The following is a 22,988-nucleotide window of genomic DNA, read 5'->3' as shown; positions in this document are numbered from 1 at the left end:
GTGCTGGTCAGCACCACGGTGATCGAGGTCGGGGTCGACGTGCCCAACGCCTCGCTGATGGTGATCGAGCATGCCGAGCGCTTCGGCCTCTCGCAGTTGCACCAGTTGCGCGGCCGGGTCGGCCGCGGCGCCGCGGCCTCGGCCTGCGTGCTGCTGTACGCGCCGAACGAGGGCGGCCGGGTCGGCGAGACCGCGCGGGCGCGGCTCAAGGCGATGGCCGAGACCGGCGACGGCTTCGAGATCGCGCGCCGCGATCTCGAGATCCGCGGCCCCGGCGAATTCCTCGGCGCCCGCCAGTCGGGTGCGCCGCTGCTGCGATTCGCGGACCTCAGCACCGATGTCATGCTGCTCGACTGGGCCCGCGACCTGGCCCCGCAGATGCTCGACCGGCACCCCGAACTCGCCGCCAGGCATGTGGACCGCTGGCTGGGCAGCAAGGCCGAATACCTCAAGGCCTGAGCCCTCGCAGGGCATCGCTCGGCTCGGGTCCGAGCTCGGGTGCGTTGTCGATCATCATGGTGCCGAGCAAGTTCGCGAGCGTCTCGCGCTGGTTCTGGTCGAACATTCGCAAAAGATGCAACTCCGCCGCCGCGTGCCGCGGCATCGCCTCATCGGCCAGACGGATCCCCTTGGCGGTGAGCTTGACCAGCACGCCACGGCCGTCGTTCGGATCGATCGATCGCTTGATCCAGCCTTCGTTCTCCAGCCGCTTGAGCAGGTTCGACAAGCCGCCTGAGGTGAAGAGCAGCGTGCTCTGCAAACGCGACGGCGACAGCCTGTAGGGAGCACCCGCCACGCGCAAGGTGGCGAGCACCGCGTACTCCTGGTACTTCAGGCCGAAAGGCTCGAGCACCAGGTTCAGGGTGCGCAGCACGACTTCCTCGAGCCTCAGCAGGCGGCCAATCACGGCCTTGCCGCTGCTGTCGATGTCGGGCCGCTCGCGCTTCCATTGCCGAATGCCGCGCTCGACCAGGTCGCCGCCCTGGGCGGCGGGCAGCTCTTCGGTCGGCGGACGCGGGTCGGCGGCATCGCTTTGGGGCGGACGTCGATTCGATGCTTCTTCTTTGTGCGGCATGACGAGCTTTCCATCAAGGGGGATGCCGATGCGCTGCCGATCCGGTGCAGCGCCGCGGCGCGGGTTCGCCCCTATCTTAAATGCCTTGCATTTATCTTTCGTGAAAGATAAAGTGAATTCCAACGCAGCCATCCGGCCCATCGCCCCACAGGAGCTCTTCATGAAACCCATGTTCTCGCGCTGTCTCGTTCCCGGCCTCATGGCCGCAATGTTGTCAGGCGCGGTGCAGGCCGAAGAGCTGGTCGTCGGCATCTTCGGAGGTTCTTTCGCCGAAGACTCCAAGACCTGCCACATCGCTTCATTCGAGAAGAAGACCGGGGCCAAGGTGGCGCTCAAGCTCGGCAGTTCCTCGCAGTTCGCGGCCTCGATCCGCGCGACCGGCGGAAAGTCGGACTTCGACGTGGTCTACATCGACAACTCGCTCGCCGCCCAACTCAAGAACGAAAAGCTGCTGGAGACCATCGACAAAAGCAAGCTCGCGCACGCCGCCGACGTGTCGCCGCGCGCGCTCGACAAGGACGGCCAGTACGTCGTGTTCATGACCGGCGCCACGGTCATCGTGTACGACACCCAACAGATCAAGACGCCGCCCACCTCGTGGGCCGACCTCGCGAAGCCCGAGTACGACGGCCGACTCGCCATCGGCGACATCAGCGGCACCTCGGGCTCGCAGTTCCTGATGGCGCTCAATCGCATGAAGGGCGGCACGCTCGCCAACATGGACCCGGGGTTCGCGGCCATCAAGCCGATCGCGAAGTCTTCCGTCACGCTCTACACGCAGGCCGACCAGATCGTCTCGCTGTTCGAACGGCAAGAGATCGCCGCGGCCGTCTGGTATCCCGACCGTGCCGGCTCGGCCATCGACAAGGGCCTGCCTCTGGCGATCGTCTATCCGAAGGAAGGCGCGGTGGGCATCCTGCCGGCGCTGGTGATTCCGAAGGGCGCGAAGTCTCCGGCGCTGGCGCTCAAGTACATCGACGAAGTGCTGTCGAAGGAAGGCCAGACCTGCTTCGCCGAACGCAAGTACGCCGGCCCCGTCAACACGCAGGTCAAGCTCAGCGACAAGGCCGCAAAGATCGTTCCCTACAAGGAGACCTTCGACAACCTCTGGCTGCCCGATCCGGAGGTCGTGGCCAAGTCGCTGCCCGACTGGACCAAGCGCTGGCAGCGCGAAGTGGCCCGCTGACCACCGGCACCGCAAACTCCAGGAACCGACCGACATGCCGGCACTCACGCTCGACCGCCTCGAGAAACGCTATCCCGGTCACACGGCCGCATCGTCGGTCTCGCTGTCCGTCAGCGACGGCGAGTTCATCTCGCTGCTCGGCCCTTCGGGTTGCGGCAAGACCACCGTGCTGCGCATGGTGGCCGGGCTGATCGAACCGACAGGCGGCCGCATCCTCGTCGACGGCCGCGACGTGACGGCGCTGCCCACCAACAGGCGCAACATCGGCCTGGTCTTCCAGTCGTACGCGCTGTTCCCGCACATGAGCGTGTTCGAGAACGTCGCGTTCGGCCTGCGCCGCCAGGGCGTGCAAGGCAGCGAGCTGAAGCAACGCGTGGACCAGGCACTTGCCAGCGTTCGGCTCTCCGCGCTCGGCGACCGCATGCCGAAACAGCTGTCGGGCGGCCAGCAGCAGCGCGTGGCGGTGGCGCGCTCCATCGCGCCGCGCCCCAGCATCCTGCTGTTCGATGAACCGCTGTCCAACCTCGACGCCTCGCTGCGCGACGAAATGCAGATCGAGCTCAAGCGCCTGCAGCGAGAAGTCGGCATCACCACGCTGTTCGTCACGCACGACCAGGGCGAGGCGATGTCGATGTCCGACCGCGTGTGCGTGCTCGCGCACGGGGTCGTGCAGCAGTTCGACACGCCGGAGGCCATTTACCACCGCCCCGCCACCGGCTTCGTCGCGAGCTTCATCGGGAGACCCAATCGGCTCACGGGCCGCGTGGTGCGTTCGGCCGAAGGCGCGGCCGCGGTGCAGCTGAACGGCGGCCCGGTGCTGTCGGCAACGGGTGCCGAAGGCATGGCGCCTGGCAGCGCGGTCGATGTCGTGGTCCGCCAGGAAGACATCCGCTTCGTCGAGGCGGCATCACCCAGCGCATCGCCTAGCGCCGCCATTCTCGCGGGCCACGTCGCCATGCGCGCATTCGTCGGCTCGCGCGTGCAATACCTGCTGGCCTTCGGCGGCACCGAGCTCATCGCGGAGGCGCTCACCAACGGCCCGCACGCCGGCCTGGAAGTCGATGCAGCGGTGCGCGTGCGCATCGAGCCGCAACATGTCTACGTGACGCCCGCGGCGAGCCAGGAGGCCGCATGACGCCGCGCAGGATGACCGGCGCGCTGCTGGCGTCGCCGTTGCTGCTGCTCCTGCTGCTGGCGTTCATCGCGCCGGTGCTGCTGATGGTGCCGCTGAGCCTGCACCCCTACGAGCCCGGCACCGGCATCGCCGCCGGATGGACGCTCGCGAACTACACCAGCATCGTCACCGACGAGTACTACCGCGAGGTGGTGGTGCGCACGCTGGTGCTGGGCTTCGGCGTCACCGCCATCTGCCTGCTGCTGGGCTAYCCGCTGGCCTACTACATCGCCAATGCGGGCCCGAAGATGCGCCTCTCGCTCACCATGCTCGTCATCTTCCCGATGCTGCTGAACCTGGTGGTGCGCTCCTTCGGCTGGATCGCGCTGCTCGCCAACCGCGGGCTGGTGAACAACCTGCTGATCGACATCGGCCTGATCGAGCGGCCGATCAAGATGATGTTCAACCTGTTCGGCCTGCTGGTCGGCATGTCGCACATCTTCCTGCCGATCATGGTGCTGATGCTGGTGCCGGCCATCCAGGCGATTTCCAAGGACGTTCAGGCCGCCGCGTACACGCTGGCCGCCAGCCGGTTGCGCGTGTTCTGGTCGATCACGCTGCCCATGAGTGCGCCGGGCATCCTGTCGGGTTCGATCCTGGTGTTCGTGCTGACGATCAGCGCGCTGGTCACGCCGCGCATGCTGGGCGGCCCCACCTACAAGGTGATGGCCACGCTGATCTACGACGACTTCCTGCAGACGCTCGACTGGCCCGCCGGCGCCGCGATGTCGTTCACCCTCACCGCGCTGACGCTGGTGGTGATCGGCTTGTCGAGCCGCGTGCTCAGGCGCTGGGGAGGCCACGCATGAGCGCAGCGCCGGACCGTTCCCAAGCCAGCGCACGCCGCAGTGCGAAGCACGAAGGTGTCCCCATGAGCGCGAAGCACAAGAAGACTCCGCTGCTCGCGGCCACGGCCATCGCGGTGGTGGTGTTCCTGCAGATCCCGGTGCTGGTGGTGGTCCTTGCGGCGTTCAGCAAGACGGCCTACCTCACGATCCCGCCGAGGGGCCTGACCTTCCACTGGTTCGACGTCGTGCTGCGCGACCCCGAGTACCTGAGCGCCGCCTGGACCAGCCTGTGGCTCGCCGCCGCCTCGACCGCCGCCGCGCTGGTGCTCGGCCTGATCGCGGCCTATGCCATTCACCGCCGCATGGTGCCCGGCGCGGGCGTGCTCACCTCGCTGTTCATGGCGCCGCTGATCCTGCCCTCGGTGGTGCTCGGCGTGGCGCTGCTTCAGTACTACACGATGACCGGCCTGCGCGGCAACTCGTTCGGCCTGTGGATCGCGCACGTGGTCATCACCGTGCCCTACGTGGTGCGCGCCAGCCTCGGCAGCCTGTCGTCGGTCGACGAGTCGCTCGAGGACGCGGCGCGCGTGCTGGGCGCGGGCGGCTTCGCCAGCTTCCGCCTCGTCACCCTGCCGCTGGTCAAGCCCGGCCTCGTCGCGGGCGGCCTCTTCGCGTTCATCACCTCGCTCGACAACGTGCCGGTCTCGGTGTTCCTGCTGTCCGCGAGCCAGACCACGCTGCCCGTGAAGATCTTCACCTCGGTCGAGCAGGGCGTGGACCCGAGCGTGGCCGCGGTGTCGACCCTGCTCATCGTGACCACTGGCGTCGTGCTGCTGCTGGCCGAGCGCTGGACGGGTTTCCACAAGCACGTCTGACCGCCCTGATGTCCCACCCGAATCGCCCAAGGAATTTTCTGATGCCGACGACGAGCAAAGGCTTCCCGCTCATGCTGACCTTCGACCTCGACGCGGAGACCATGTGGACTGGCCGTGACCCCGCCAACGCGCAGCGTCCCATCCTCATGTCGCAAGGCGCCTACGGATGGAAGGTGGGCATGCCGCGCATCCTCGCGCTGCTGGCGCGCTACGGCATTTCGGCCACCTTCTTCATTCCCGGCGAAGTGGCCGACAAGCACCCGGACCTGGTGCGCGAGGTGGTCGACAAGGGCCACGAGGTGGCGCACCACAGCTACAGCCACCGCTGGATCGTCAACCTGAGCCCCGCCGAGGAGCGCGAGGAAATGGATCGCGGCATGGAAGCGCTGACGCGTCTGGCCGGCACCCGGCCCCGCGGCTGGCGCTCGCCGGCGGCGGAGTTCAGCAGCATCACGCTCGACCTGCTCAAGGAATACGGCTTCGACTATTCGTCGAACTTCTTCGACGACGACTCGCCCTACCTGCTCGAGATCGGCGGCCAGCGCACCGACATCGTCGAGCTGCCGTTCCGCTGGGTGCTCGACGACGCGCCCTTCTTCCAGTACTCGATCACGCTGCCGGGCCGCACGCTGCAGGCGCCTTCCGCCGTGCTCGAGGCCTGGACGAGCGAGTTCGACATGCTCTACGCCGAAGACCGGATGATGATGGTCGGCATGCACCCGCAGATCATCGGCCAGCCCTCGCGGCTGAAGGTGCTCGAAGGGCTGATCGAGCACGCGCTGACTCGCTCGGGCGTGTGGATCGATCGCTGCGACCGCATTTCCGACGACATGCGCCCGCGGCTGCAGGCAGCCGTCGCCGCATGACCGCCACGTCTTCCACGGCCCGGCGCTTCGTCGTGAGCGGCGGCGCGAGCGGCATCGGCTTCGCGGTGGCTCGGCTGGCGTTGGAACGCGGCGCACGCGTCGTGCTGCTCGACCGCGATGCGCCGCGGCTGCAGGCGTGCGTCGCTGCCTTGGGCGACGCGGCACTGCCGCTGGTGTGCGACGTCACCGATGCCCAGGCGGTGAGGGCGGCGGTGAACCACGCCGTCCACTGGCTTGGCGGCCTCGATGCGCTGGTCAATTCGGCCGGCGTCGACTCGCTCAAGCCGCTGGAGCAGACCGACGATGCCGAGTGGGCCCACACGCTGGCCGTCAATCTCACGGGCCCGATGCTGATGTGCCGCGCCGCCATGCCGCACCTGCGCGCGGCCGGTGGCGGCAGCATCGTCAACATTTCGTCGGGCGCAGGGCTGCGTCCGCTGCCGAACCGCACCGCGTACTGCGCCGCCAAGGCGGCCGTCATCATGTTCGGCAAGGCGCTGTCCATCGAGGCGGCGGCCGACGGCATCCGCGTCAACGCGGTCTGCCCCGGTGCCATCGACACGCCGCTGTTCCGCACCAGCTACGAGCACAGCGACGACCCGGAACGCGAGCTCGACGAGATCCGCCGGCGCTACGCGCTGGGCCGCGTTGCCGCTCCCGAGGAAGTGGCCGAAGCGGTGCTCTACCTGAGCGGCCCCGGCGCCAGCTACATCACGGGCACCGCACTCGCCGTCGATGGCGGGCGCACCTTCCACTGAGCGAACCGCCATGACCTTCGAGCACCGCATCGCCGTCGTCACCGGAGGCGGGCAGGGCATCGGCGCCGCCACGGTGCTCGACCTTCTCGGCAAGGACGCGCGGGTGGCGGTGCTGGACCTCGACTGCACCCCGCTCGCGCAGCAGCTCGCCACGAAGCCCGACGTCGCGGCGCGTTGCCTGTGCGTGTCGGGCGACTGCACCGATGGCGTCGTGGTCTCCGGCTTCTTCGACCGGGTCGAACGGGAACTGGGCCCCGTCGACATCCTTTTCAACAATGTCGGCCAGAGCGCGCGCGAACGCGGCGGACTGTTCACCGAATCGGACGAGGCCGTGTGGCGCTTCGTCATCGAGGTGTCGCTGCTGACGGCCATGCGCGCGTCGCGCCGCATCGCGCCCGGCATGAAGGCGCGCGGGTTCGGCCGCATCGTCAACATGAGCACCGACGCGGCCTTCGCCGGCGACGTGGGCCTGGCGGACTATGCAGCCGCCAAGATGGGCGTGGTCGGGTTCACGCGCTCGCTGGCGCGCGAACTCGCACCCCACGGAGTCACGGTGAATGCCGTGTGCCCCGGCGCGATTCGCACCCGCGCGCACGACAAGCTGCACCCCGACGTGCTCGCGAAGATCGTTGCCGACACGCCCGCCGGATTCGTCGGTGCACCCGAAGACGTGGCCGCCGCGGTGCGCTTCCTGGCGAGCGACGAAGCCCGCTTCATCACGGGCCAGACGCTGCTGATCGACGGCGGGCGCTGGATGCTCTGAGCCCCTTTCCTCCGCCTTCCCTCTCAAGGACACGACCATGGACCTGATGGACCACAGCGCGCGCGACCTCGCCGCGCTGATTCGCAGCAAGGAAGCCTCGCCCGTGGAGGCCGTGCGCGCGGCACTGTCGCGCATCGAGGCGCGCCGCGAACTCAATGCCTTCATCACCGTGACGGCCGAGCAGGCGCTCGAGGCGGCGCGCGGCGCCGAAGCCGCCGTGATGGCCGGCGACGCGCTCGGCCCGCTGCATGGCGTGCCGTACTCCGTGAAGGACCTGACACTGACGGCCGGCGTGCGCACCACCATGGGCTCGGCCATCTACGAAGACTTCGTGCCGAAGGAAGACGCGGTGGCCGTGGCGCGCGCCAAGGCGGCCGGCGCCATCCTCATCGGCAAGACCACCACGCCGGAGTTCGGCCACAAGCAGGTCGCGACCGCGCCGATCTTCGGCCGCACGCTGAATCCGATCGATGCCCGCTACACGCCCGGCGCGTCGAGCAGCGGCGCGGCCGTGGCGGTCGCGGCCGGTATGGGGCCGCTGGCGCTCGGCACCGATGGCGGCGGCTCCATCCGCATTCCGGCCTCGTGCTGCGGCATCGTCGGACTCAAGGCCACGCTGGGCGTGGTGCCGCACCTGCAGGCGCCCGACCTGTTCTCTGCCAACTCCTTCACCGGCCCGATGGCACGCGACGTGGCCGACGCACAGTTGCTGTTCGATGTCATCAAGGGCTTCGATGCGCGCGATCCGTACGGCCTGGGCGGCCCGATGCCGCAACGCCCCGCGCCCGCCTCGTTGCGAGGCCTGCGCGTGGCGTGGCTGCCGACCGCCGGGAACCCCGTGGACCCCGAAGTCGAAGCCACGACGACCGCAGCCGTCCGGGCCATGGCGCGCGAAGGCGCCTTCGTCGAGACCGTGCAGCTCGACTTCGTCGCGCTCGAGCGCCACTTCCTGGTGGTGCTGCAGTCGATGCTGGCCGCGCGCGTCGGCGCCAACCTCGAACGCTTCGGCGACCGCCTCGACGCCACGCTGATCGACGCCGTGCAAAAGGGCCGCCGCCACAGCGCGGTCGACCTGCACGAGGCCACCTTCGCCAAGACCCGCTGCTTCACCGAGCTGCAGGCGCTGTTCAGCCGCTTCGACGTGCTGGTGTCGCCCACCGTCTCGGCGCCGCCGCTGCCCATCGACCTGGACGTGAGCGGCGAGGTCGAGATCGGCGGCAAGCCCGCAGGCACCATCCGCGGTGCGTGGTATCCGTACACCTACCCGATGAATCTCACGGGCCACCCGGCGCTCTCGATGCCGTGCGGCAACAGCGCGAAGGGCCTGCCCATCGGATTGCAGCTGGCCGGCCGCTGGTACGACGACGACTACCTGCTGGCCATTGCGCGGTGGGTCGAGCGCGCGCTCGGCTGATCTTTCCCTCGAGCCCGGCGCCTCGGCCCGGCTCGCGTGGGACAAAACCTGGGGGCGAGCAATAATTGACCCAAGCTATGACCCTCACTGAACTCAAATACATTGTTGCGGTCGCGCGCGAACGGCATTTCGGCAAGGCCGCCGAGGCCTGCTACGTCTCGCAGCCGACCCTGTCGGTGGCGATCAAGAAGCTCGAGGACGAACTCGAGGTCAAGCTCTTCGAGCGCAGCGCCGGCGAGGTCACGGTCACGCCGCTGGGCGAGCAGATCGTCCAGCAGGCCCAGAGCGTGCTTGACCAGGCCGCCAGCATCAAGGAGATCGCCAAGCGCGGCAAGGACCCGTTGTCCGGCCCGCTGAACCTCGGCGTGATCTACACCATCGGCCCCTACCTGCTGCCCGACCTGGTGCGCCAGAACATCGCGCGCACGCCGCAGATGCCGCTGGTGCTGCAGGAGAACTTCACCGCCAAGCTGCTCGAGATGCTGCGCGCCGGCGAGATCGACTGCGCGATCATGGCCGAGCCCTTTCCCGACACCGGCCTGGCGATGGCCGCGCTCTACGACGAGCCCTTCATGGCCGCGCTGCCGGCGCATCACCCGCTGGCCGAGCGCGAGTCCGTGAGTTCCGACGAACTCAAGAAGGAAACCATGCTGCTGCTCGGCACCGGCCACTGCTTCCGCGACCACGTGCTCGAGGTCTGCCCCGAATTCGCCCGCTTCTCGAGCAACGCCGAAGGCATCCGCAAGAGCTTCGAGGGCTCGTCGCTGGAGACCATCAAGCACATGGTGGCCTCGGGCATGGGCGTGACGCTGGTGCCGCGGCTGTCGGTGCCGGCCGACGCGCTCAAGCCCCGCGGCAAGGGGCGCAAGGAGCCCGAGCAGATCGTGCGCTACCTGCCGGTGCGCGACACCCAGGGCGGCGAGCCGCCGACGCGGCGCGTGGTGCTGGCCTGGCGGCGCAGCTTCACGCGCTACGAGGCGATCGCGGCGCTGCGCAACGCGATCTATGCCTGCGAACTGCCGGGCGTCAAGCGCCTGTCCTGACGGTCCTGAGATAGAGTGCGCATGTTGCGAAGCCGGTGCGCCGTTTCCGGCTTCCTCCTGCCGTCAACCCTTCTGTAGAAAGAACCCTTCGCATGGCCAAAGTCATCAAGAAGCCCAAGTCGCCCGCCACGCCCGCTCCGGCCTCGTCGGCCGGCAAGGTGCCGCGCAAAGGCGGCATCCGGGTGGCCGAGGAATCGGGCAGCCGCAACGCGCCGATCATCAACATCGGCATCGACCGCCAGGACCGCGCGGCCATCGCCGAAGGCCTGAGCCGGGTGCTGGCCGACACCTACACGCTCTACCTGACCACGCACAACTTCCATTGGAACGTGACCGGCCCGCACTTCAACTCGCTGCATGCGATGTTCATGGGCCAGTACACCGAGCTCTGGACCTCGACCGACGTCCTGGCCGAGCGCATCCGCGCGCTGGGCCACTACGCACCGGGTTCCTATGCCGAATTCAGCAAGATCGCCACCGTGCCCGACGTGCCGCAGGTCCCGCCCAAGGCGATGGAGATGGTGCGCATCCTGGTCAAGGGCCACGAGACCGTGTCGCGCATCGCGCGCGAGTTCATCCCCGTGGCCGAGGAAGCCGGCGATGACCCGACCGCCGACATGCTGACCGCGCGTTGCACGGTGCATGACCAGACGGCCTGGATGCTGCGCTCGCTCCTTGAAGAATGATCCTGGCGCCGAGTCCCCGCGCGGGCGGCTCGGGCTCTACCTCGACCTGATCCGCTGGAACCGGCCGGCCGGCTGGCTGCTGCTGTTGTGGCCGACCCTGGGCGCGCTCTGGTTTGCGGCCGGCGGCTGGCCGGGCTGGCACCTGCTGGTCGTGTTCGTGCTCGGCACCTTCCTGATGCGCAGCGCGGGCTGCTGCATCAACGACGTGGCCGACCGCGAGTTCGACCGCCACGTCAAGCGGACCGCGCAGCGGCCGGTCACCAGCGGCGTGCTCTCGGTCAAGGAGGCGCTGGCGGTCGGCGCCGTGCTGGCCCTGTGCGCCTTCGCGCTGGTGCTCACCACCAACCAGGTGACGGTGCTGTGGTCCTTCGTGGCGCTCGCGATCACGCTGGCCTATCCCTATGCCAAGCGCGTCGTGTCGATCCCGCAGGCGGTGCTCGGCATCGCCTTCAGCTTCGGCATCCCGATGGCCTTTGCCGCGGTGCGCGGCGAAGTGCCGGCGCTGGCCTGGTGGCTGCTGGCGGGCAATCTGTTCTGGGTGCTGGCCTACGACACCGAGTACGCGATGGTCGACCRCGATGACGACCTGCGGATCGGCATGAAGACCTCGGCGATCACCTTTGGGCGCTTCGACGTCGCGATCGTGATGGCCTGTTACCTGCTGTTCCTGGTCGTCTGGACTGCGGTCGGCGGCGGCATGGGGCTGGGCCCCCTGTTCTACCTTGCGATCGCCGTGGCCGCGGCGCAGGCGCTATGGCATTGGCGCCTGATCAGGGACCGCACGCGTGAAGGCTGCTTCAAGGCCTTCCGCCTCAACCACTGGCTGGGCTTCACCGTGTTCGCCGGCGTCGTGGCCGGAGGGGTGTAGCTCACCCCCAGGTTGGCTCACTTCGTGTAGCCGCCCACCCCCTTCCGGGGGCGCAGTCAGCGGCCCGGCGAAGCCGGTTCCGCGACTGCCCACGAACGGGCGCGCTGCGCGGAGCACTAGCTCGCCCCCAGGTTGGGCTCACTGCGTGTAGCCCGCCCACCCCCTACCGGGGGCGCAGTCAGCGGCCCGGCGAAGCCGGTTCCGCGGCCGCCCACCGACAGGCGCGTTGCGCGCCGCCATAGAACAACCACAGCGCCAGTATTCACCGGCCGGCGCAGCCAGGCCCGTTGGTGAAACACCGCGGAACCGGCTTCGCCGGGCCGCCGGTGTTGCCCCCGGCAGGGGGTGGGCGCCCGGACACGAAGTGCCGGGCAACCTGGGGGCGAGCCTATTTCCCGAATTCGGCCGCAAGTTCGCCGGCGCGCTGGTGGGCGGCGCGGATCGCGGCCTTGAACTTGCCGGCGACGTCGGCGTCTTCCATCGACGAGATCGCCGCATAGGTCGTGCCCCCCTTGGAGGTCACGCGCGCGCGCAGCACCGCCGGCGGTTCGCCGGCGCTGGCGGCCAGCGCCGTGGCGCCCGAGAAGGTGCCGACCGCGAGCTGGTGCGCCTGCTCCGGCGTCAGGCCCAGCGAGATGCCGGCCTCGGTCATGGCCTCCAGGAAATAGAACACATAGGCCGGACCGGAGCCGGAAACCGCAGTGACCGCGTCGAGCGCGCCTTCGGCATCGACCCAGAGCAGCTCCCCGGTGGCGCCCAGCACCCGTTCCACCCGCTTGCGGCCGGCGCCATCGACCGCGTCGCGCGCGAACAGCCCGGTCATGCCCTGGCCGACCAGGGCCGGCGTGTTGGGCATCGCCCGCACCACGCGCTCGGTGCCGAGCCAGCGGGCGATGCTGTCGGACGGAATGCCCGCGGCGACGCTGAGGTGCAGGGCATCCGGCGCCAGCCCGCGCACCGGCTTCGCGGCTTCGGCGAAATTCTGCGGCTTGACCGCCCAGACGACGACCTCGCAGCGCGCCAGGGCCGGGCCGGCCTCGGCCTGGGCGACGATGCCGAAGTCGCGGGCCAGCCGTTCGCGCGCCTCCGCAAAGGGCTCCACGATCTCGAAGGTGGCTGCCGGCGTGTCCTGCTTGAGGAGTCCGCCGATGATGGCGCTGGCCATGTTGCCGCCGCCGATGAAGGCGATCGGGGGCAGGGGGAGCGGGTCCTGGCGCGGCAGGAAGGTGACTGCGATGTTCATGACGTGTCTGTGAATTCGAAGGCTGCGAACTGGGTGACCTGCAGCGGATTGAAATTGTCGTCGCTCACCGCGACCAGCATCCGGCGGCCGCCGGGCAGATCGGGGCCCCAGCAGAGCCCCTCGGTATTGTCCAGGCGCGACAGTCCGAGCGCGGCGAAGTCCGCCACCAGCTTTTTCGGCGCCGGACGGTGATTGTCGGGCGACAGCGCGTCGAGGGCCAGGGTGTCGCTGGCCTCGCGGGTGTCGATCTCGTAGAGGCGCAGCGAATTGCCGATCCCGGTCGCATAGGCGCGCTCGAGCACCAGCATTCGGTGGCCGTCGATCATCAGGACCTCGCTGACGCCGTTGTCGGCATAGGTGCCGGGCAGCAGCGGGCGCAGGGGGATCGCGTCGGGCAGGTAGGCGATCTGGCGCCGGGCCTGGCCGGTCGCGAGGTCGATCCGGGTGAAGCGGCAGGGCCCGCCGGGGGCGCGCAGCGTGGGCACCGGCCCGTCCTGCAGCAGCGCGTTCTCCATCGCCACCCAGGCGTCGCGGCCGTCGGGCGTCAGCGCGAGCCCCTCCAGCCCGAGGTTGTCCCTGGGGCCGCTCCGGCCGCTGCGGTCGGCCGCGAACATCGCGGGCAAGGCGATCTCGCGCACCAGCGTGCCGTCGCCCCGGGATTCGTAGAGTGCCGGGCCGAAGCCGCGCGCCACGTCGCCCTCGCTGGTYCAGAGCACCGTGCCGGTCTCCGGGCGCCAGCGGATCGCCTCGGGGTCGACCACCGGGATGTCCGCGGCCGCGGCACGCCGCGCCGGCCAGAGTGCGCCGCCGGCCTGTCGCAGCAAGGTGACGCCGGCAGGTTGCGGCGGCTCTGCGCCGACCGCGGGCCAGCGCATGCGGTAGAACCGTGCGGCCGCCAGATCCGACCGGTCATCGCTGAGAAGCAGGTATTCGCCCCGCGCAGGGTCGTAGTCGATGCCGGAGAAGCCTCCCAGGGCGGTGCCCTGGAACTCCGCCCGATGCGGCCACCGCGCTTCGCCGACCAGGCGCAGCGCCTGGGCCGGCTCGGCCTGCCGGACCCGCGGTGAGGGCGGCAGGCCCGCAGGGGCGTTGCGGCAGCCCGGGAGAAGGCCGGCGACCCCGGCCGCCAGCAGCAGCCGGCGGCGGATGAGAGGCGGCGATGGTCTGGCGTGCACCGCGAGAGTCTACGGTTTGACAGATTTCTGCAGGTCCGGGTGTTGACGAGGCGTTTGGACTATGCAACAATCGCGGGCTTCGCTTCAAAAGGCGAAAGTTTCTGCCCAGCGGAAGCGCACCGAAGTGGTTTTGGTGTGTGGACGACGGGCCCAAGACTGACCGCAGCGCTACACAACCGGATCCAGCCGGGGTGGCAAACGGTACAAGTTGGGAATATCAAGACATGATCCAAACTGAATCCCGGCTCGATGTGGCCGACAACACGGGCGCGAAATCCGTCCTGTGTATCAAGGTGCTCGGTGGCTCCAAGCGGCGTTATGCCAGCGTGGGCGACGTCATCAAGGTCAGCATCAAGGAAGCTGCTCCGCGCGGTCGCGTCAAAAAAGGCGAGATCTACAGTGCAGTGGTGGTTCGCACCGCCAAGGGCATCCGTCGTGCAGACGGCTCCCTCGTCAAATTCGACGGCAACGCAGCTGTGTTGCTCARCGCCAAGCTGGAGCCCATCGGCACCCGCATCTTCGGACCGGTCACGCGCGAGCTGCGCACCGAGAAGTTCATGAAGATCGTGTCCCTGGCCCCCGAAGTTCTGTAAGGACAACAACGCCATGAACAAGATTCGCAAAGGCGACCAGGTCATCGTGTTGGCCGGGCGCGACAAGGGCAAGCGCGGCACTGTGTCGCTGCGCAAGGACGATTCCTACCTGATCGTCGACGGCATCAACATGGTCAAGAAGCACACCAAGCCGAACCCCCTCAAGGGTACGACCGGTGGCATCGTTGAAAAGACCATGCCCATTCACCAATCCAACGTGGCGATCTTCAATGCTGCGACCGGCAAGGCCGATCGCGTGGGCATCAAGGTCTCGGACGGCAAGCGCGTGCGCGTCTTCAAGTCCAGCGGCGACGAAATCAAGCTGGCCTAAGGAGTACTCACATGGCACGTCTCCAACAACACTACCGCGAAAAGATCGCCAAGGATCTGACCGAGAAATTCGGTTACACCTCGCCGATGCAGGTTCCGCGCCTGACCAAGATCACGCTCAACATGGGCGTGGGTGAGGCCGTCGCCGACAAGAAGGTTCTCGACAACGCTGTCGCCGACCTGACCAAGATCGCCGGCCAGAAGCCGGTCGTGACCAAGTCGAAGAAGGCCATCGCCGGCTTCAAGATTCGCGAGAACCAGCCGATCGGCTGCATGGTCACGCTGCGTGGCGTTCAGATGTACGAATTCCTGGATCGTTTCGTGACCGTGGCGCTGCCGCGCGTTCGTGACTTCCGCGGGATCTCGGGTCGCGCCTTCGACGGCCGCGGCAACTACAACATCGGCGTCAAAGAGCAGATCATTTTCCCCGAGATCGAATACGACAAGGTCGATGCCCTGCGCGGTCTCAATATCAGCATCACGACGACGGCCAAGACCGATGAAGAAGCCAAGGCGCTTCTCGCTGGCTTCCGTTTCCCGTTCAAGAACTGAGGCGACCTGTGGCTAAAGCATCTTTGATCCAGCGCGAACTCAAGCGCGACAACCTGGTCGCCAAGTACGCGGCGAAGCACGCCGAACTCAAGGCGATCGCCAACGACTTCAAGAAGAGCGATGAAGAGCGCGCTGCTGCCCGTCTGGGCCTGCAAAAGCTGCCGCGCAACGCGAACCCGACGCGCCAGCGCAACCGCTGCGCAATCACCGGTCGTCCGCGTGGCACCTTCCGTCAATTCGGTCTGGGCCGCGCCAAGATCCGTGAACTGGCTTTCGCTGGCGACATCCCCGGTGTCACCAAGGCCAGCTGGTAAGCCAGGCAGGAGTAAAAAACATGAGCATGAGTGATCCCATTGCCGACCTGCTGACGCGTATCCGTAACGCGCAGATGGTGGCGAWGCCCACTGTGTCGGTCCCGTCTTCCAAGGTGAAGATCGCGATCTCGCAGGTCCTGAAGGACGAAGGCTACATTGACGGTTTCCAGGTCAAGACCGAAGCCGGCAAGTCCGAACTCGTCATCACGCTGAAGTACTACGCTGGCCGTCCGGTCATCGAGCGCATCGAGCGAGTGAGCCGTCCCGGCCTGCGCGTCTACAAGGCCAGCGCAGCCATCCCGCAAGTTCAGAACGGCCTCGGCGTCGCGATCGTCACGACCCCCCAGGGCGTGATGACCGACCGCAAGGCGCGCGCTACCGGTGTCGGTGGCGAAGTCCTGTGCTACGTCGCCTAACCGAGACATCGAGGAGTTACTGAAATGTCCCGAGTAGGAAAAATGCCAGTCGCCATCCCCGCAGGCGTGGATGTGTCGATCAAGGAAGACCAGATCAGCGTCAAGGGTACGGGCGGTTCGCTCAACCTGCCGCGCAATGCCCTGGTCAACGTCGTCTCCAAGGACGGCCAGCTGAGCTTCGAGCCCGCCAACGATTCGCGTGAAGCGAATGCGATGAGCGGCACGCTGCGCCAGCTCGTGAACAACATGGTGGTCGGTGTGACCAAGGGCTTCGAGAAGAAGCTCAACCTGGTCGGCGTCGGCTACAAGGCCGCGGCGCAGGGCAGCAAGCTGAACCTCCAGGTCGGCTACTCGCATCCGGTCAACAAGGACATGCCGCAAGGCATCACGGTGGCAACACCCACCCCGACCGAAGTGATCATCAAGGGTGCCGACCGCCAACGCGTCGGCCAAGTGGCCGCTGAGATCCGCGCTATTCGTCCGCCTGAGCCCTACAAGGGCAAGGGCATCCGTTATTCGGACGAGAAGATCGTGATCAAAGAGACCAAGAAGAAATAAGGGGCAGCAAAATGATGTTGACCAAAAAAGCACAGCGCCTTCGCCGCTCGCGCCAGACCCGCATTCGCATTGCGACGCAGGGCGTGGCGCGCCTGACGGTGAACCGCACCAACCTGCACATCTACGCCACCGTCATCTCCGACGACGGCTCCAAGGTGATCGCCACCGCATCGACCGCCGAAGCCGAAATGCGTGCTTCGCTGGGCGCTTCGGGCAAGGGTGCCACCGCTGCCGCGGCCACCGCCATCGGCAAGCGCATCGCTGAAAAGGCGAAGGCTGCCGGCGTCGAGAAGGTCGCCTTCGACCGCGCAGGTTTCGCCTACCACGGCCGCGTCAAGGCGCTGGCCGATGCGGCCCGCGAAGCCGGCCTGCAGTTCTAACCGGACACGAGATTCAAAATGGCAAAGATTCAGGCAAGAACGCAGAACGAAGGCCCCGAGGACGGTCTGCGCGAGAAGATGATCGCGATCAACCGCGTCACCAAGGTGGTGAAGGGTGGTCGTATCCTCGGTTTCGCAGCACTCACCGTGGTGGGTGACGGCGACGGCCGCGTGGGCATGGGCAAGGGCAAGTCGAAGGAAGTGCCGGCCGCCGTGCAGAAGGCGATGGAAGAAGCCCGCCGCAACCTCGCGAAGATCTCGATCAAGAACGGCACGCTGCATCACCGCGTGACCGGCCATCACGGCGCCGCTTCGGTCGTCATGATCCCGGCCCCGAAGGGTACCGGCATCATCGCCGGCGGCCCGATGCGCGCCGTGTTCGAAGTGATGGGCATCACCGACATCGTGGCCAAGAGCCATGGTTCGTCGAACCCCTACAACATGGTCCGCGCCACGCTGGACGGCCTGAAGAACTCGACGACCGCGTCCGAAGTCGCCGCCAAGCGCGGTCTGACGGTCGAAGAGCTCTTCGCCTGAACCGGAGCAGCAACATGACGACGCAACAACAAACCGTCAAGGTCCAATTGGTCAAGAGCCCGATCGGCACCAAGGAATCGCATCGCGCCACCGTGCGCGGCCTGGGCCTGCGCAAGCTCAACAGCGTGAGCGAGCTGCAGGACACGCCCGCAGTGCGCGGCATGATCAACAAGATCAGTTATCTGGTCAAAGTGCTCTAACCAGAGCCACTGAGAGAGACGCATATGGAACTCAATGGCATCAAGCCGGCCGACGGCGCCAAGCATGCAAAGCGCCGTGTCGGCCGCGGCATCGGCTCCGGCATCGGCAAGACCGCGGGTCGCGGTCACAAGGGTCAGAAGTCGCGCGCAGGCGGTTTTCACAAGGTGGGCTTCGAAGGCGGTCAAATGCCGCTGCAGCGCCGCCTGCCCAAGCGTGGCTTCAAGTCGCAACTGCTGAAGTACAACGCCGAAGTCACGCTGACCGCGCTCGAGCAGCTCGGCCTGGCCGAAGTGGACCTGCTGGCGCTCAAGCAAGCGGGTCTCGTGGGCCAGATCGCGAAGGTCGTCAAGATCATCAAGACCGGTGAGCTCACCAAGGCCGTCAAGCTGACGGGCATCGGCGCGACCGCCGGCGCCAAGGCCGCGATCGAGGCCGCTGGCGGCAGCGTCGCCTAAACACTCGGACTGAAAGAAGTTCTTCGTGGCAACCAACGCGGCAACGCTCGCAAAGACAGGCAAGTTCGGCGACCTGCGTCGCCGGCTGGTCTTTTTGCTGCTCGCGCTCGTGGTCTATCGCGTCGGGGCTCACATCCCGGTGCCGGGCATCAACCCGGACCAACTGGCGCAGCTGTTCCAAGGTCAGCAGGGCGGCATCCTGAGCCTGTTCAACATGTTCTCGGGCGGTGCGCTGTCGCGCTTCACCGTGTTCGCGTTGGGCATCATGCCGTACATCTCCGCGTCGATCATCATGCAACTGATGACCTACGTGGTGCCGACCTTCGAGCAGCTGAAGAAGGAAGGCGAGTCGGGGCGGCGCAAGATCACGCAGTACACGCGCTACGGCACGCTGGGTCTGGCCTTGTTCCAGTCCTTCAGCATCGCAGTGGCGCTCGAGTCTTCCGCAGGCCTGGTGATTTCGCCCGGCTTCGGCTTCCGGCTCACCGCAATGATCAGCCTGACGGCAGGCTCGATGTTCCTGATGTGGCTCGGCGAGCAGATCACCGAACGCSGTCTCGGCAACGGGATCTCGATCCTGATCTTCGCCGGCATCGCGGCCGGCTTGCCGAACGCGATCGGCGGACTGCTGGAACTGGTTCGCACCGGTGCCATGAACGTGATCGTCGCGCTGTTCATCGTCGCGGTGGTCGTGCTGGTGACCTACTTCGTGGTGTTCGTCGAACGCGGCCAACGCAAGATCCTCGTGAACTATGCGCGGCGACAGGTCGGCAACAAGGTCTACGGCGGTCAGTCGTCGCACCTGCCGCTGAAGCTGAACATGGCCGGCGTGATCCCGCCGATCTTCGCGTCGTCTATCATCCTGCTGCCGACGACGGTCGTGGGCTGGTTCAGCACCGGCGAGAGCATGCGCTGGATCAAGGACATCGCGAGCGCGCTGCAGCCGGGGCAACCGATCTACGTGCTGCTGTACGCCACCGCGATCGTGTTCTTCTGCTTCTTCTATACGGCGCTGGTGTTCAACAGCCGCGAGACCGCCGACAACCTGAAGAAGAGCGGTGCGTTCATTCCAGGCATTCGCCCGGGTGACCAGACCGCGCGCTATATCGACAAGATCCTGGTTCGACTGACGTTGGCCGGCGCGGTGTACATCACCTTCGTCTGCCTGCTGCCGGAGTTCCTGATCCTCAAGTACAACGTGCCGTTCTATTTCGGCGGGACGTCCTTGTTGATCATCGTGGTCGTGACGATGGACTTCATGGCCCAGGTGCAGAACTACATGATGTCGCAGCAGTACGAGTCGCTGCTGAAGAAAGCCAACTTCAAGACGTCGTAGTCGTACGGGTCTTGAACGCAACGAATTTTCAGGCGAATGGTTCGCCGAGTTGAACAGAGTCTTAGGAGAAAGAAATGAGAGTTTCGGCTTCGGTCAAAACCATCTGCCGTAATTGCAAGATCATCCGCCGCAAGGGTGTGGTGCGCGTGATCTGTACCGACCCGCGCCACAAGCAGCGCCAGGGTTGATTGTTAGAGATATAGAGGACGCACATGGCACGTATTGCTGGCATCAACATTCCGCCGCACAAGCACGCTGAAATCGGCCTGACCGCCATTTTCGGCATCGGTCGCACCCGCGCACGCAAGATCTGCGAAGCGAGCGGCATCGACTATGCGAAGAAGATCAAGGATCTGACCGACGCCGATCTCGAGAAGATCCGCGACCAGATCGCTCTCTTCACCCTCGAAGGTGACCTGCGTCGCGAAACGACGATGAACATCAAGCGCTTGATGGACATCGGCTGCTACCGCGGCTTCCGTCACCGTCGCGGCCTGCCGATGCGCGGCCAGCGTACGCGCACCAATGCCCGCACTCGCAAGGGTCCGCGCAAGGCAGCGCAGTCCCTGAAGAAATAAGGATAGACCATGGCTAAAGCTCCTGCCAACAACGCGGCACAACGCGTTCGCAAGAAGGTTCGCAAGAACGTTGCGGACGGCATCGCCCACGTGCACGCCTCGTTCAACAACACGATCATCACGATCACCGACCGCCAGGGCAACGCTCTGTCGTGGGCGTCGTCGGGTGGTCAAGGCTTCAAGGGTTCGCGCAAGTCGACGCCGTTCGCTGCGCAGGTCGCCTCTGAAGTGGCCGGCCGCGCTGCGGTCGACCAAGGCATCAAGAACCTCGACGTCGAGATCAAGGGCCCCGGCCCGGGTCGCGAATCGTCGGTGCGCGCCCTGGCTGCGCTCGGCATCCGGATCAATTCCATTGCCGACGTGACCCCGGTTCCGCACAACGGCTGCCGTCCGCAAAAGCGTCGTCGCATCTAAGGCGACAATGCTCGGCGCAGCCTGCTTCACAGCGGCTGCRCATTTTTTGTTTTTCAACAAGCCCACCGCCATCGGCACGCCGCTGATGGCTCCCGCAGTCACCCTGCGGCAGATGACATAGAAGGAAGATCAAGTGGCACGCTACCTCGGCCCCAAGGCCAAACTCTCCCGCCGCGAAGGCACCGACCTGTTCCTGAAGAGCGCCCGCCGCTCAATCCAGGACAAGGCCAAGTTCGACTCCAAGCCCGGCCAGCACGGCCGCACCTCGGGTCAGCGCACCTCCGACTTCGGCCTGCAATTGCGCGAAAAGCAGAAGGTCAAGCGCATGTACGGCGTGCTCGAGAAGCAGTTCCGCCGCTACTTCGAGGAAGCCGACCGYCGCCGTGGCAACACCGGCGCCAACCTGCTGTTCATCCTCGAATCGCGCCTGGACAACGTGGTCTACCGCATGGGCTTCGGCTCGACCCGCGCCGAAGCACGTCAGCTCGTGTCGCACAAGGCGATCACGGTCAATGGCCAGTCGGTCAACATTCCGTCGTACCTGGTCAAGACCGGCGACGTGATCGCCGTGCGCGACAAGTCGAAGAAGCAGACCCGCGTGGCCGAAGCGCTGCAGCTGGCCGCCCAAGTCGGCATGCCCGCCTGGGTCGACGTCAATGCCGACAAGGCTGAAGGCACCTTCAAGAAGGTCCCCGATCGCGACGAATTCGCGGCCGACATCAACGAATCGCTGATCGTCGAACTGTATTCGCGTTAAACGGACGATAACGTGCCGCTGACGCGGCCCGTACTTTTGATTTTTTGTTCCCGCCGGGAAGTACTCCCGCCGGGCGCTTCACCAGCCTTACCGGTGTAACGAGCCGGGGGTATTGAGAGGAAGTCCTGCATGCAAACAACCCTGCTGAAACCCAAGACCATCCAGGTCGAGCAACTCGCGCCCAACAAGGCGAAGGTCACGCTCGAGCCGTTCGAGCGCGGCTACGGCCACACGCTCGGCAATGCACTGCGCCGCGTTCTGCTGTCGTCGATGGTCGGCTACTCGGCCACCGAAGTGACGATCGCGGGCGTGCTGCACGAGTACTCGTCGATCGATGGCGTGCAGGAAGACGTCGTCAACATCCTGTTGAACCTCAAGGGCGTGGTGTTCAAGCTCCACAACCGCGATGAAGTCACGCTGAGCCTGCGCAAGGACGGCGAAGGCCCGGTCACGGCTTCCGACATCCAGACGCCGCACGACGTCGAGATCATCAATCCCGACCACGTCATCGCGCACCTGTCGCAAGGCGGCAAGCTCGACATGCAGATCAAGGTCGAGAAGGGCCGTGGCTACGTGCCCGGCACGATGCGCCGCTACGCCGACGAGCCGACCAAGTCGATCGGCCGGATCGTGCTCGACGCCTCGTTCTCGCCGGTCAAGCGCGTGAGCTACACGGTCGAAAGCGCCCGTGTCGAACAGCGTACCGACCTCGACAAGCTGCTGGTCGAAATCGAGACCAACGGTGCGATCACCGCCGAAGACGCGGTCCGCGCCTCGGCCAAGATCCTGGTCGAGCAACTGGCCGTGTTCGCACAGCTCGAAGGCGGCGAACTCGCTGCATTCGATGCGCCGGCACCACGCAGCGCCCAGCAGTTCGATCCGATCCTGCTGCGCCCGGTCGACGAGCTCGAACTCACGGTGCGTTCGGCCAACTGCCTGAAGGCCGAGAACATCTACTACATCGGTGACCTGATCCAGCGCACCGAGAACGAGCTGCTCAAGACCCCGAACCTGGGCCGCAAGTCGCTCAACGAAATCAAGGAAGTGCTCGCCTCGCGCGGCCTGACCTTGGGCATGAAGCTCGAGAGCTGGCCGCCGGCCGGCCTGGACAAGCGATAATTCGAAGTTGGCCCTGAAGAAGAGGGCCAGTGCACCGGGCAGTACCTGACACGGCTGCCTGTTTTTATAAAGTAAAGGAAAAAGCACCATGCGTCACGGACACGGACTCCGCAAACTCAACCGCACCAGCTCGCACCGCCTCGCGATGCTGCAGAACATGATGAATTCGCTCATCGAGCACGAAGTCATCAAGACCACGGTCCCCAAGGCCAAGGAACTGCGCCGCGTCATCGAGCCGATGATCACCCTGGCCAAGAAGCCCACGCTCGCCAACAAGCGCCTCGCTTTCGACCGCCTGCGCAGCCGCGACAGCGTCGTCAAGCTGTTCGGCGAACTCGGTCCGCGCTACCAGGCACGTCCGGGCGGCTATACGCGCATTCTGAAAATGGGTTTCCGCGTGGGCGACAATGCACCCATGGCCCTGGTCGAATTGGTCGATCGCCCCGAAATCTCTGAAGAAGTTTCGGGCGCCGAGCAAAACGGCGCCGAATAGTATATAATTCCATCTTGCCGCGCGATGGAGCAGCCTGGTAG

At 66.3% G+C, this 22,988-nt stretch carries 32 protein-coding genes; 29 read left to right on the top strand and 3 right to left on the bottom strand.

Translation table 11 applies throughout. The features are described 5' to 3' along the window. A partial coding sequence (locus AC1D2K_RS07430) for a helicase-related protein (protein WP_478087551.1) occupies window positions 1-459 on the top strand: 459 nt, incomplete at its 5' end. Here AC1D2K_RS07430 and AC1D2K_RS07425 read toward each other — a convergent pair. Next, window positions 449-1,246, bottom strand: coding sequence for a MarR family winged helix-turn-helix transcriptional regulator (locus tag AC1D2K_RS07425; RefSeq protein ID WP_478087550.1), 798 nt, complete (start codon window positions 1,244-1,246; stop codon window positions 449-451). The genes AC1D2K_RS07430 and AC1D2K_RS07425 overlap by 11 nt on opposite strands. Between AC1D2K_RS07425 and AC1D2K_RS07420 the strand changes: the two genes are divergently transcribed. The 11 genes from AC1D2K_RS07420 (at window position 1,236) to ubiA (ending at window position 11,496) form a co-directional block, all read left to right on the top strand. Continuing rightward, window positions 1,236-2,261, top strand: coding sequence for an ABC transporter substrate-binding protein (locus tag AC1D2K_RS07420; RefSeq protein ID WP_478087549.1), 1,026 nt, complete (start codon window positions 1,236-1,238; stop codon window positions 2,259-2,261). The two genes, AC1D2K_RS07425 and AC1D2K_RS07420, sit on opposite strands and share 11 nt — an antisense overlap. A gap of 34 nt (window positions 2,262-2,295) precedes the next feature. Next, a complete protein-coding gene (locus AC1D2K_RS07415) occupies window positions 2,296-3,396 on the top strand; it encodes an ABC transporter ATP-binding protein (RefSeq protein WP_478087547.1) in 1,101 nt (366 codons plus the stop codon). Then, window positions 3,393-4,244 (top strand): ABC transporter permease, encoded by an 852-nt coding sequence (locus AC1D2K_RS07410; protein ID WP_478087546.1) that lies wholly within the window; start codon window positions 3,393-3,395, stop codon window positions 4,242-4,244. The genes AC1D2K_RS07415 and AC1D2K_RS07410 overlap by 4 nt, the downstream gene beginning before the upstream one ends. A gap of 62 nt (window positions 4,245-4,306) precedes the next feature. Continuing rightward, window positions 4,307-5,098 carry an ABC transporter permease gene (locus AC1D2K_RS07405; RefSeq protein ID WP_478087545.1) on the top strand — a complete coding sequence of 264 codons (792 nt, stop codon included), beginning with the start codon at window positions 4,307-4,309 and terminating at the stop codon, window positions 5,096-5,098. Between the two features lie 41 nt (window positions 5,099-5,139). Further along, complete coding sequence (locus tag AC1D2K_RS07400) at window positions 5,140-5,964, top strand: polysaccharide deacetylase family protein (RefSeq protein WP_478087543.1); 825 nt, start codon at window positions 5,140-5,142, stop codon at window positions 5,962-5,964. After that, window positions 5,961-6,722, top strand: a complete 762-nt coding sequence (locus tag AC1D2K_RS07395) for an SDR family NAD(P)-dependent oxidoreductase (RefSeq protein ID WP_478087541.1) — start codon at window positions 5,961-5,963, stop codon at window positions 6,720-6,722. Before AC1D2K_RS07400 ends, AC1D2K_RS07395 begins: the two co-directional genes overlap by 4 nt. A gap of 10 nt (window positions 6,723-6,732) precedes the next feature. After that, entirely contained in the window at window positions 6,733-7,485 is a 753-nt protein-coding gene (locus tag AC1D2K_RS07390) for an SDR family NAD(P)-dependent oxidoreductase (protein ID WP_478087539.1), read from the top strand. 37 nt (window positions 7,486-7,522) lie between these two features. After that, a complete protein-coding gene (locus AC1D2K_RS07385; protein WP_478087537.1) occupies window positions 7,523-8,899 on the top strand; it encodes an amidase in 1,377 nt (458 codons plus the stop codon). A gap of 77 nt (window positions 8,900-8,976) precedes the next feature. Next, window positions 8,977-9,942 (top strand): LysR substrate-binding domain-containing protein, encoded by a 966-nt coding sequence (locus AC1D2K_RS07380; protein ID WP_478087535.1) that lies wholly within the window; start codon window positions 8,977-8,979, stop codon window positions 9,940-9,942. 92 nt (window positions 9,943-10,034) lie between these two features. Beyond that, window positions 10,035-10,628, top strand: a complete 594-nt coding sequence (locus AC1D2K_RS07375) for a Dps family protein (protein ID WP_478087533.1) — start codon at window positions 10,035-10,037, stop codon at window positions 10,626-10,628. Beyond that, on the top strand, window positions 10,618-11,496 hold the full coding sequence (ubiA, locus tag AC1D2K_RS07370) for a 4-hydroxybenzoate octaprenyltransferase (RefSeq protein WP_478087531.1): 879 nt from the start codon (window positions 10,618-10,620) through the stop codon (window positions 11,494-11,496). The genes AC1D2K_RS07375 and ubiA overlap by 11 nt, the downstream gene beginning before the upstream one ends. 388 nt (window positions 11,497-11,884) lie before the next feature. Here the strand turns inward: ubiA and proC are convergent, their stop codons facing one another. Both proC and AC1D2K_RS07360 read right to left on the bottom strand, forming a co-directional pair. Further along, window positions 11,885-12,739 (bottom strand): pyrroline-5-carboxylate reductase, encoded by an 855-nt coding sequence (gene proC, locus AC1D2K_RS07365; RefSeq protein WP_478087529.1) that lies wholly within the window; start codon window positions 12,737-12,739, stop codon window positions 11,885-11,887. Then, window positions 12,736-13,914: an esterase-like activity of phytase family protein gene (locus AC1D2K_RS07360; protein WP_478087527.1), complete on the bottom strand. Its 1,179-nt coding sequence runs from the start codon at window positions 13,912-13,914 to the stop codon at window positions 12,736-12,738. The genes proC and AC1D2K_RS07360 overlap by 4 nt, the downstream gene beginning before the upstream one ends. 224 nt (window positions 13,915-14,138) lie before the next feature. On the opposite strand from AC1D2K_RS07360, the gene rplN reads away from it, so the two are divergent. The 17 genes from rplN to rplQ all read left to right on the top strand — a co-directional run bounded on the left by rplN (window position 14,139) and on the right by rplQ (window position 22,947). Next, on the top strand, window positions 14,139-14,507 hold the full coding sequence (rplN, locus tag AC1D2K_RS07355) for a 50S ribosomal protein L14 (protein ID WP_478087525.1): 369 nt from the start codon (window positions 14,139-14,141) through the stop codon (window positions 14,505-14,507). A gap of 13 nt (window positions 14,508-14,520) precedes the next feature. Then, window positions 14,521-14,838, top strand: a complete 318-nt coding sequence (rplX, locus tag AC1D2K_RS07350; RefSeq protein WP_286601597.1) for a 50S ribosomal protein L24 — start codon at window positions 14,521-14,523, stop codon at window positions 14,836-14,838. 11 nt (window positions 14,839-14,849) lie between these two features. Beyond that, a complete protein-coding gene (gene rplE / locus AC1D2K_RS07345) occupies window positions 14,850-15,389 on the top strand; it encodes a 50S ribosomal protein L5 (protein WP_286371087.1) in 540 nt (179 codons plus the stop codon). Window positions 15,390-15,397: 8 nt separating this feature from the next. After that, window positions 15,398-15,703, top strand: a complete 306-nt coding sequence (gene rpsN / locus AC1D2K_RS07340; RefSeq protein ID WP_478087523.1) for a 30S ribosomal protein S14 — start codon at window positions 15,398-15,400, stop codon at window positions 15,701-15,703. 20 nt (window positions 15,704-15,723) lie between these two features. Continuing rightward, window positions 15,724-16,119 carry a 30S ribosomal protein S8 gene (rpsH, locus tag AC1D2K_RS07335; protein WP_478087522.1) on the top strand — a complete coding sequence of 132 codons (396 nt, stop codon included), beginning with the start codon at window positions 15,724-15,726 and terminating at the stop codon, window positions 16,117-16,119. A 24-nt stretch (window positions 16,120-16,143) separates the two neighbouring features. After that, a complete protein-coding gene (gene rplF, locus AC1D2K_RS07330; protein ID WP_442281997.1) occupies window positions 16,144-16,677 on the top strand; it encodes a 50S ribosomal protein L6 in 534 nt (177 codons plus the stop codon). A gap of 14 nt (window positions 16,678-16,691) precedes the next feature. After that, complete coding sequence (gene rplR / locus AC1D2K_RS07325; protein ID WP_442282243.1) at window positions 16,692-17,057, top strand: 50S ribosomal protein L18; 366 nt, start codon at window positions 16,692-16,694, stop codon at window positions 17,055-17,057. Between the two features lie 18 nt (window positions 17,058-17,075). Next, window positions 17,076-17,594 carry a 30S ribosomal protein S5 gene (gene rpsE, locus AC1D2K_RS07320; RefSeq protein WP_028250822.1) on the top strand — a complete coding sequence of 173 codons (519 nt, stop codon included), beginning with the start codon at window positions 17,076-17,078 and terminating at the stop codon, window positions 17,592-17,594. A 14-nt stretch (window positions 17,595-17,608) separates the two neighbouring features. Then, window positions 17,609-17,794, top strand: coding sequence for a 50S ribosomal protein L30 (rpmD, locus tag AC1D2K_RS07315; RefSeq protein WP_286606142.1), 186 nt, complete (start codon window positions 17,609-17,611; stop codon window positions 17,792-17,794). Window positions 17,795-17,818: 24 nt separating this feature from the next. Then, window positions 17,819-18,250: a 50S ribosomal protein L15 gene (gene rplO / locus AC1D2K_RS07310; protein ID WP_442281998.1), complete on the top strand. Its 432-nt coding sequence runs from the start codon at window positions 17,819-17,821 to the stop codon at window positions 18,248-18,250. 25 nt (window positions 18,251-18,275) lie between these two features. Next, window positions 18,276-19,586 (top strand): preprotein translocase subunit SecY, encoded by a 1,311-nt coding sequence (gene secY / locus AC1D2K_RS07305; RefSeq protein ID WP_478087520.1) that lies wholly within the window; start codon window positions 18,276-18,278, stop codon window positions 19,584-19,586. Between the two features lie 74 nt (window positions 19,587-19,660). Next, window positions 19,661-19,774, top strand: a complete 114-nt coding sequence (gene rpmJ, locus AC1D2K_RS07300) for a 50S ribosomal protein L36 (protein ID WP_038201958.1) — start codon at window positions 19,661-19,663, stop codon at window positions 19,772-19,774. A gap of 24 nt (window positions 19,775-19,798) precedes the next feature. Further along, the gene (rpsM, locus tag AC1D2K_RS07295) at window positions 19,799-20,164 is read left to right on the top strand and encodes a 30S ribosomal protein S13 (protein ID WP_478087518.1); all 366 of its coding nucleotides are present in this window, start codon (window positions 19,799-19,801) and stop codon (window positions 20,162-20,164) included. A gap of 9 nt (window positions 20,165-20,173) precedes the next feature. Then, window positions 20,174-20,578, top strand: coding sequence for a 30S ribosomal protein S11 (rpsK, locus tag AC1D2K_RS07290; RefSeq protein WP_162565645.1), 405 nt, complete (start codon window positions 20,174-20,176; stop codon window positions 20,576-20,578). Between the two features lie 133 nt (window positions 20,579-20,711). Then, window positions 20,712-21,335: a 30S ribosomal protein S4 gene (gene rpsD / locus AC1D2K_RS07285; protein WP_478087515.1), complete on the top strand. Its 624-nt coding sequence runs from the start codon at window positions 20,712-20,714 to the stop codon at window positions 21,333-21,335. A gap of 129 nt (window positions 21,336-21,464) precedes the next feature. Further along, window positions 21,465-22,454 (top strand): DNA-directed RNA polymerase subunit alpha, encoded by a 990-nt coding sequence (locus tag AC1D2K_RS07280; protein WP_093382585.1) that lies wholly within the window; start codon window positions 21,465-21,467, stop codon window positions 22,452-22,454. Between the two features lie 88 nt (window positions 22,455-22,542). Continuing rightward, complete coding sequence (gene rplQ, locus AC1D2K_RS07275) at window positions 22,543-22,947, top strand: 50S ribosomal protein L17 (protein ID WP_478087513.1); 405 nt, start codon at window positions 22,543-22,545, stop codon at window positions 22,945-22,947. Window positions 22,948-22,988: the final 41 nt, after the last annotated feature.

It is taken from the genome of Variovorax sp. P1_H12_2, from assembly GCF_056405335.1.
The sequence above is the reverse complement of the archived record's forward strand: the minus strand, read 5'-3'. Positions and strand labels throughout refer to the sequence as shown.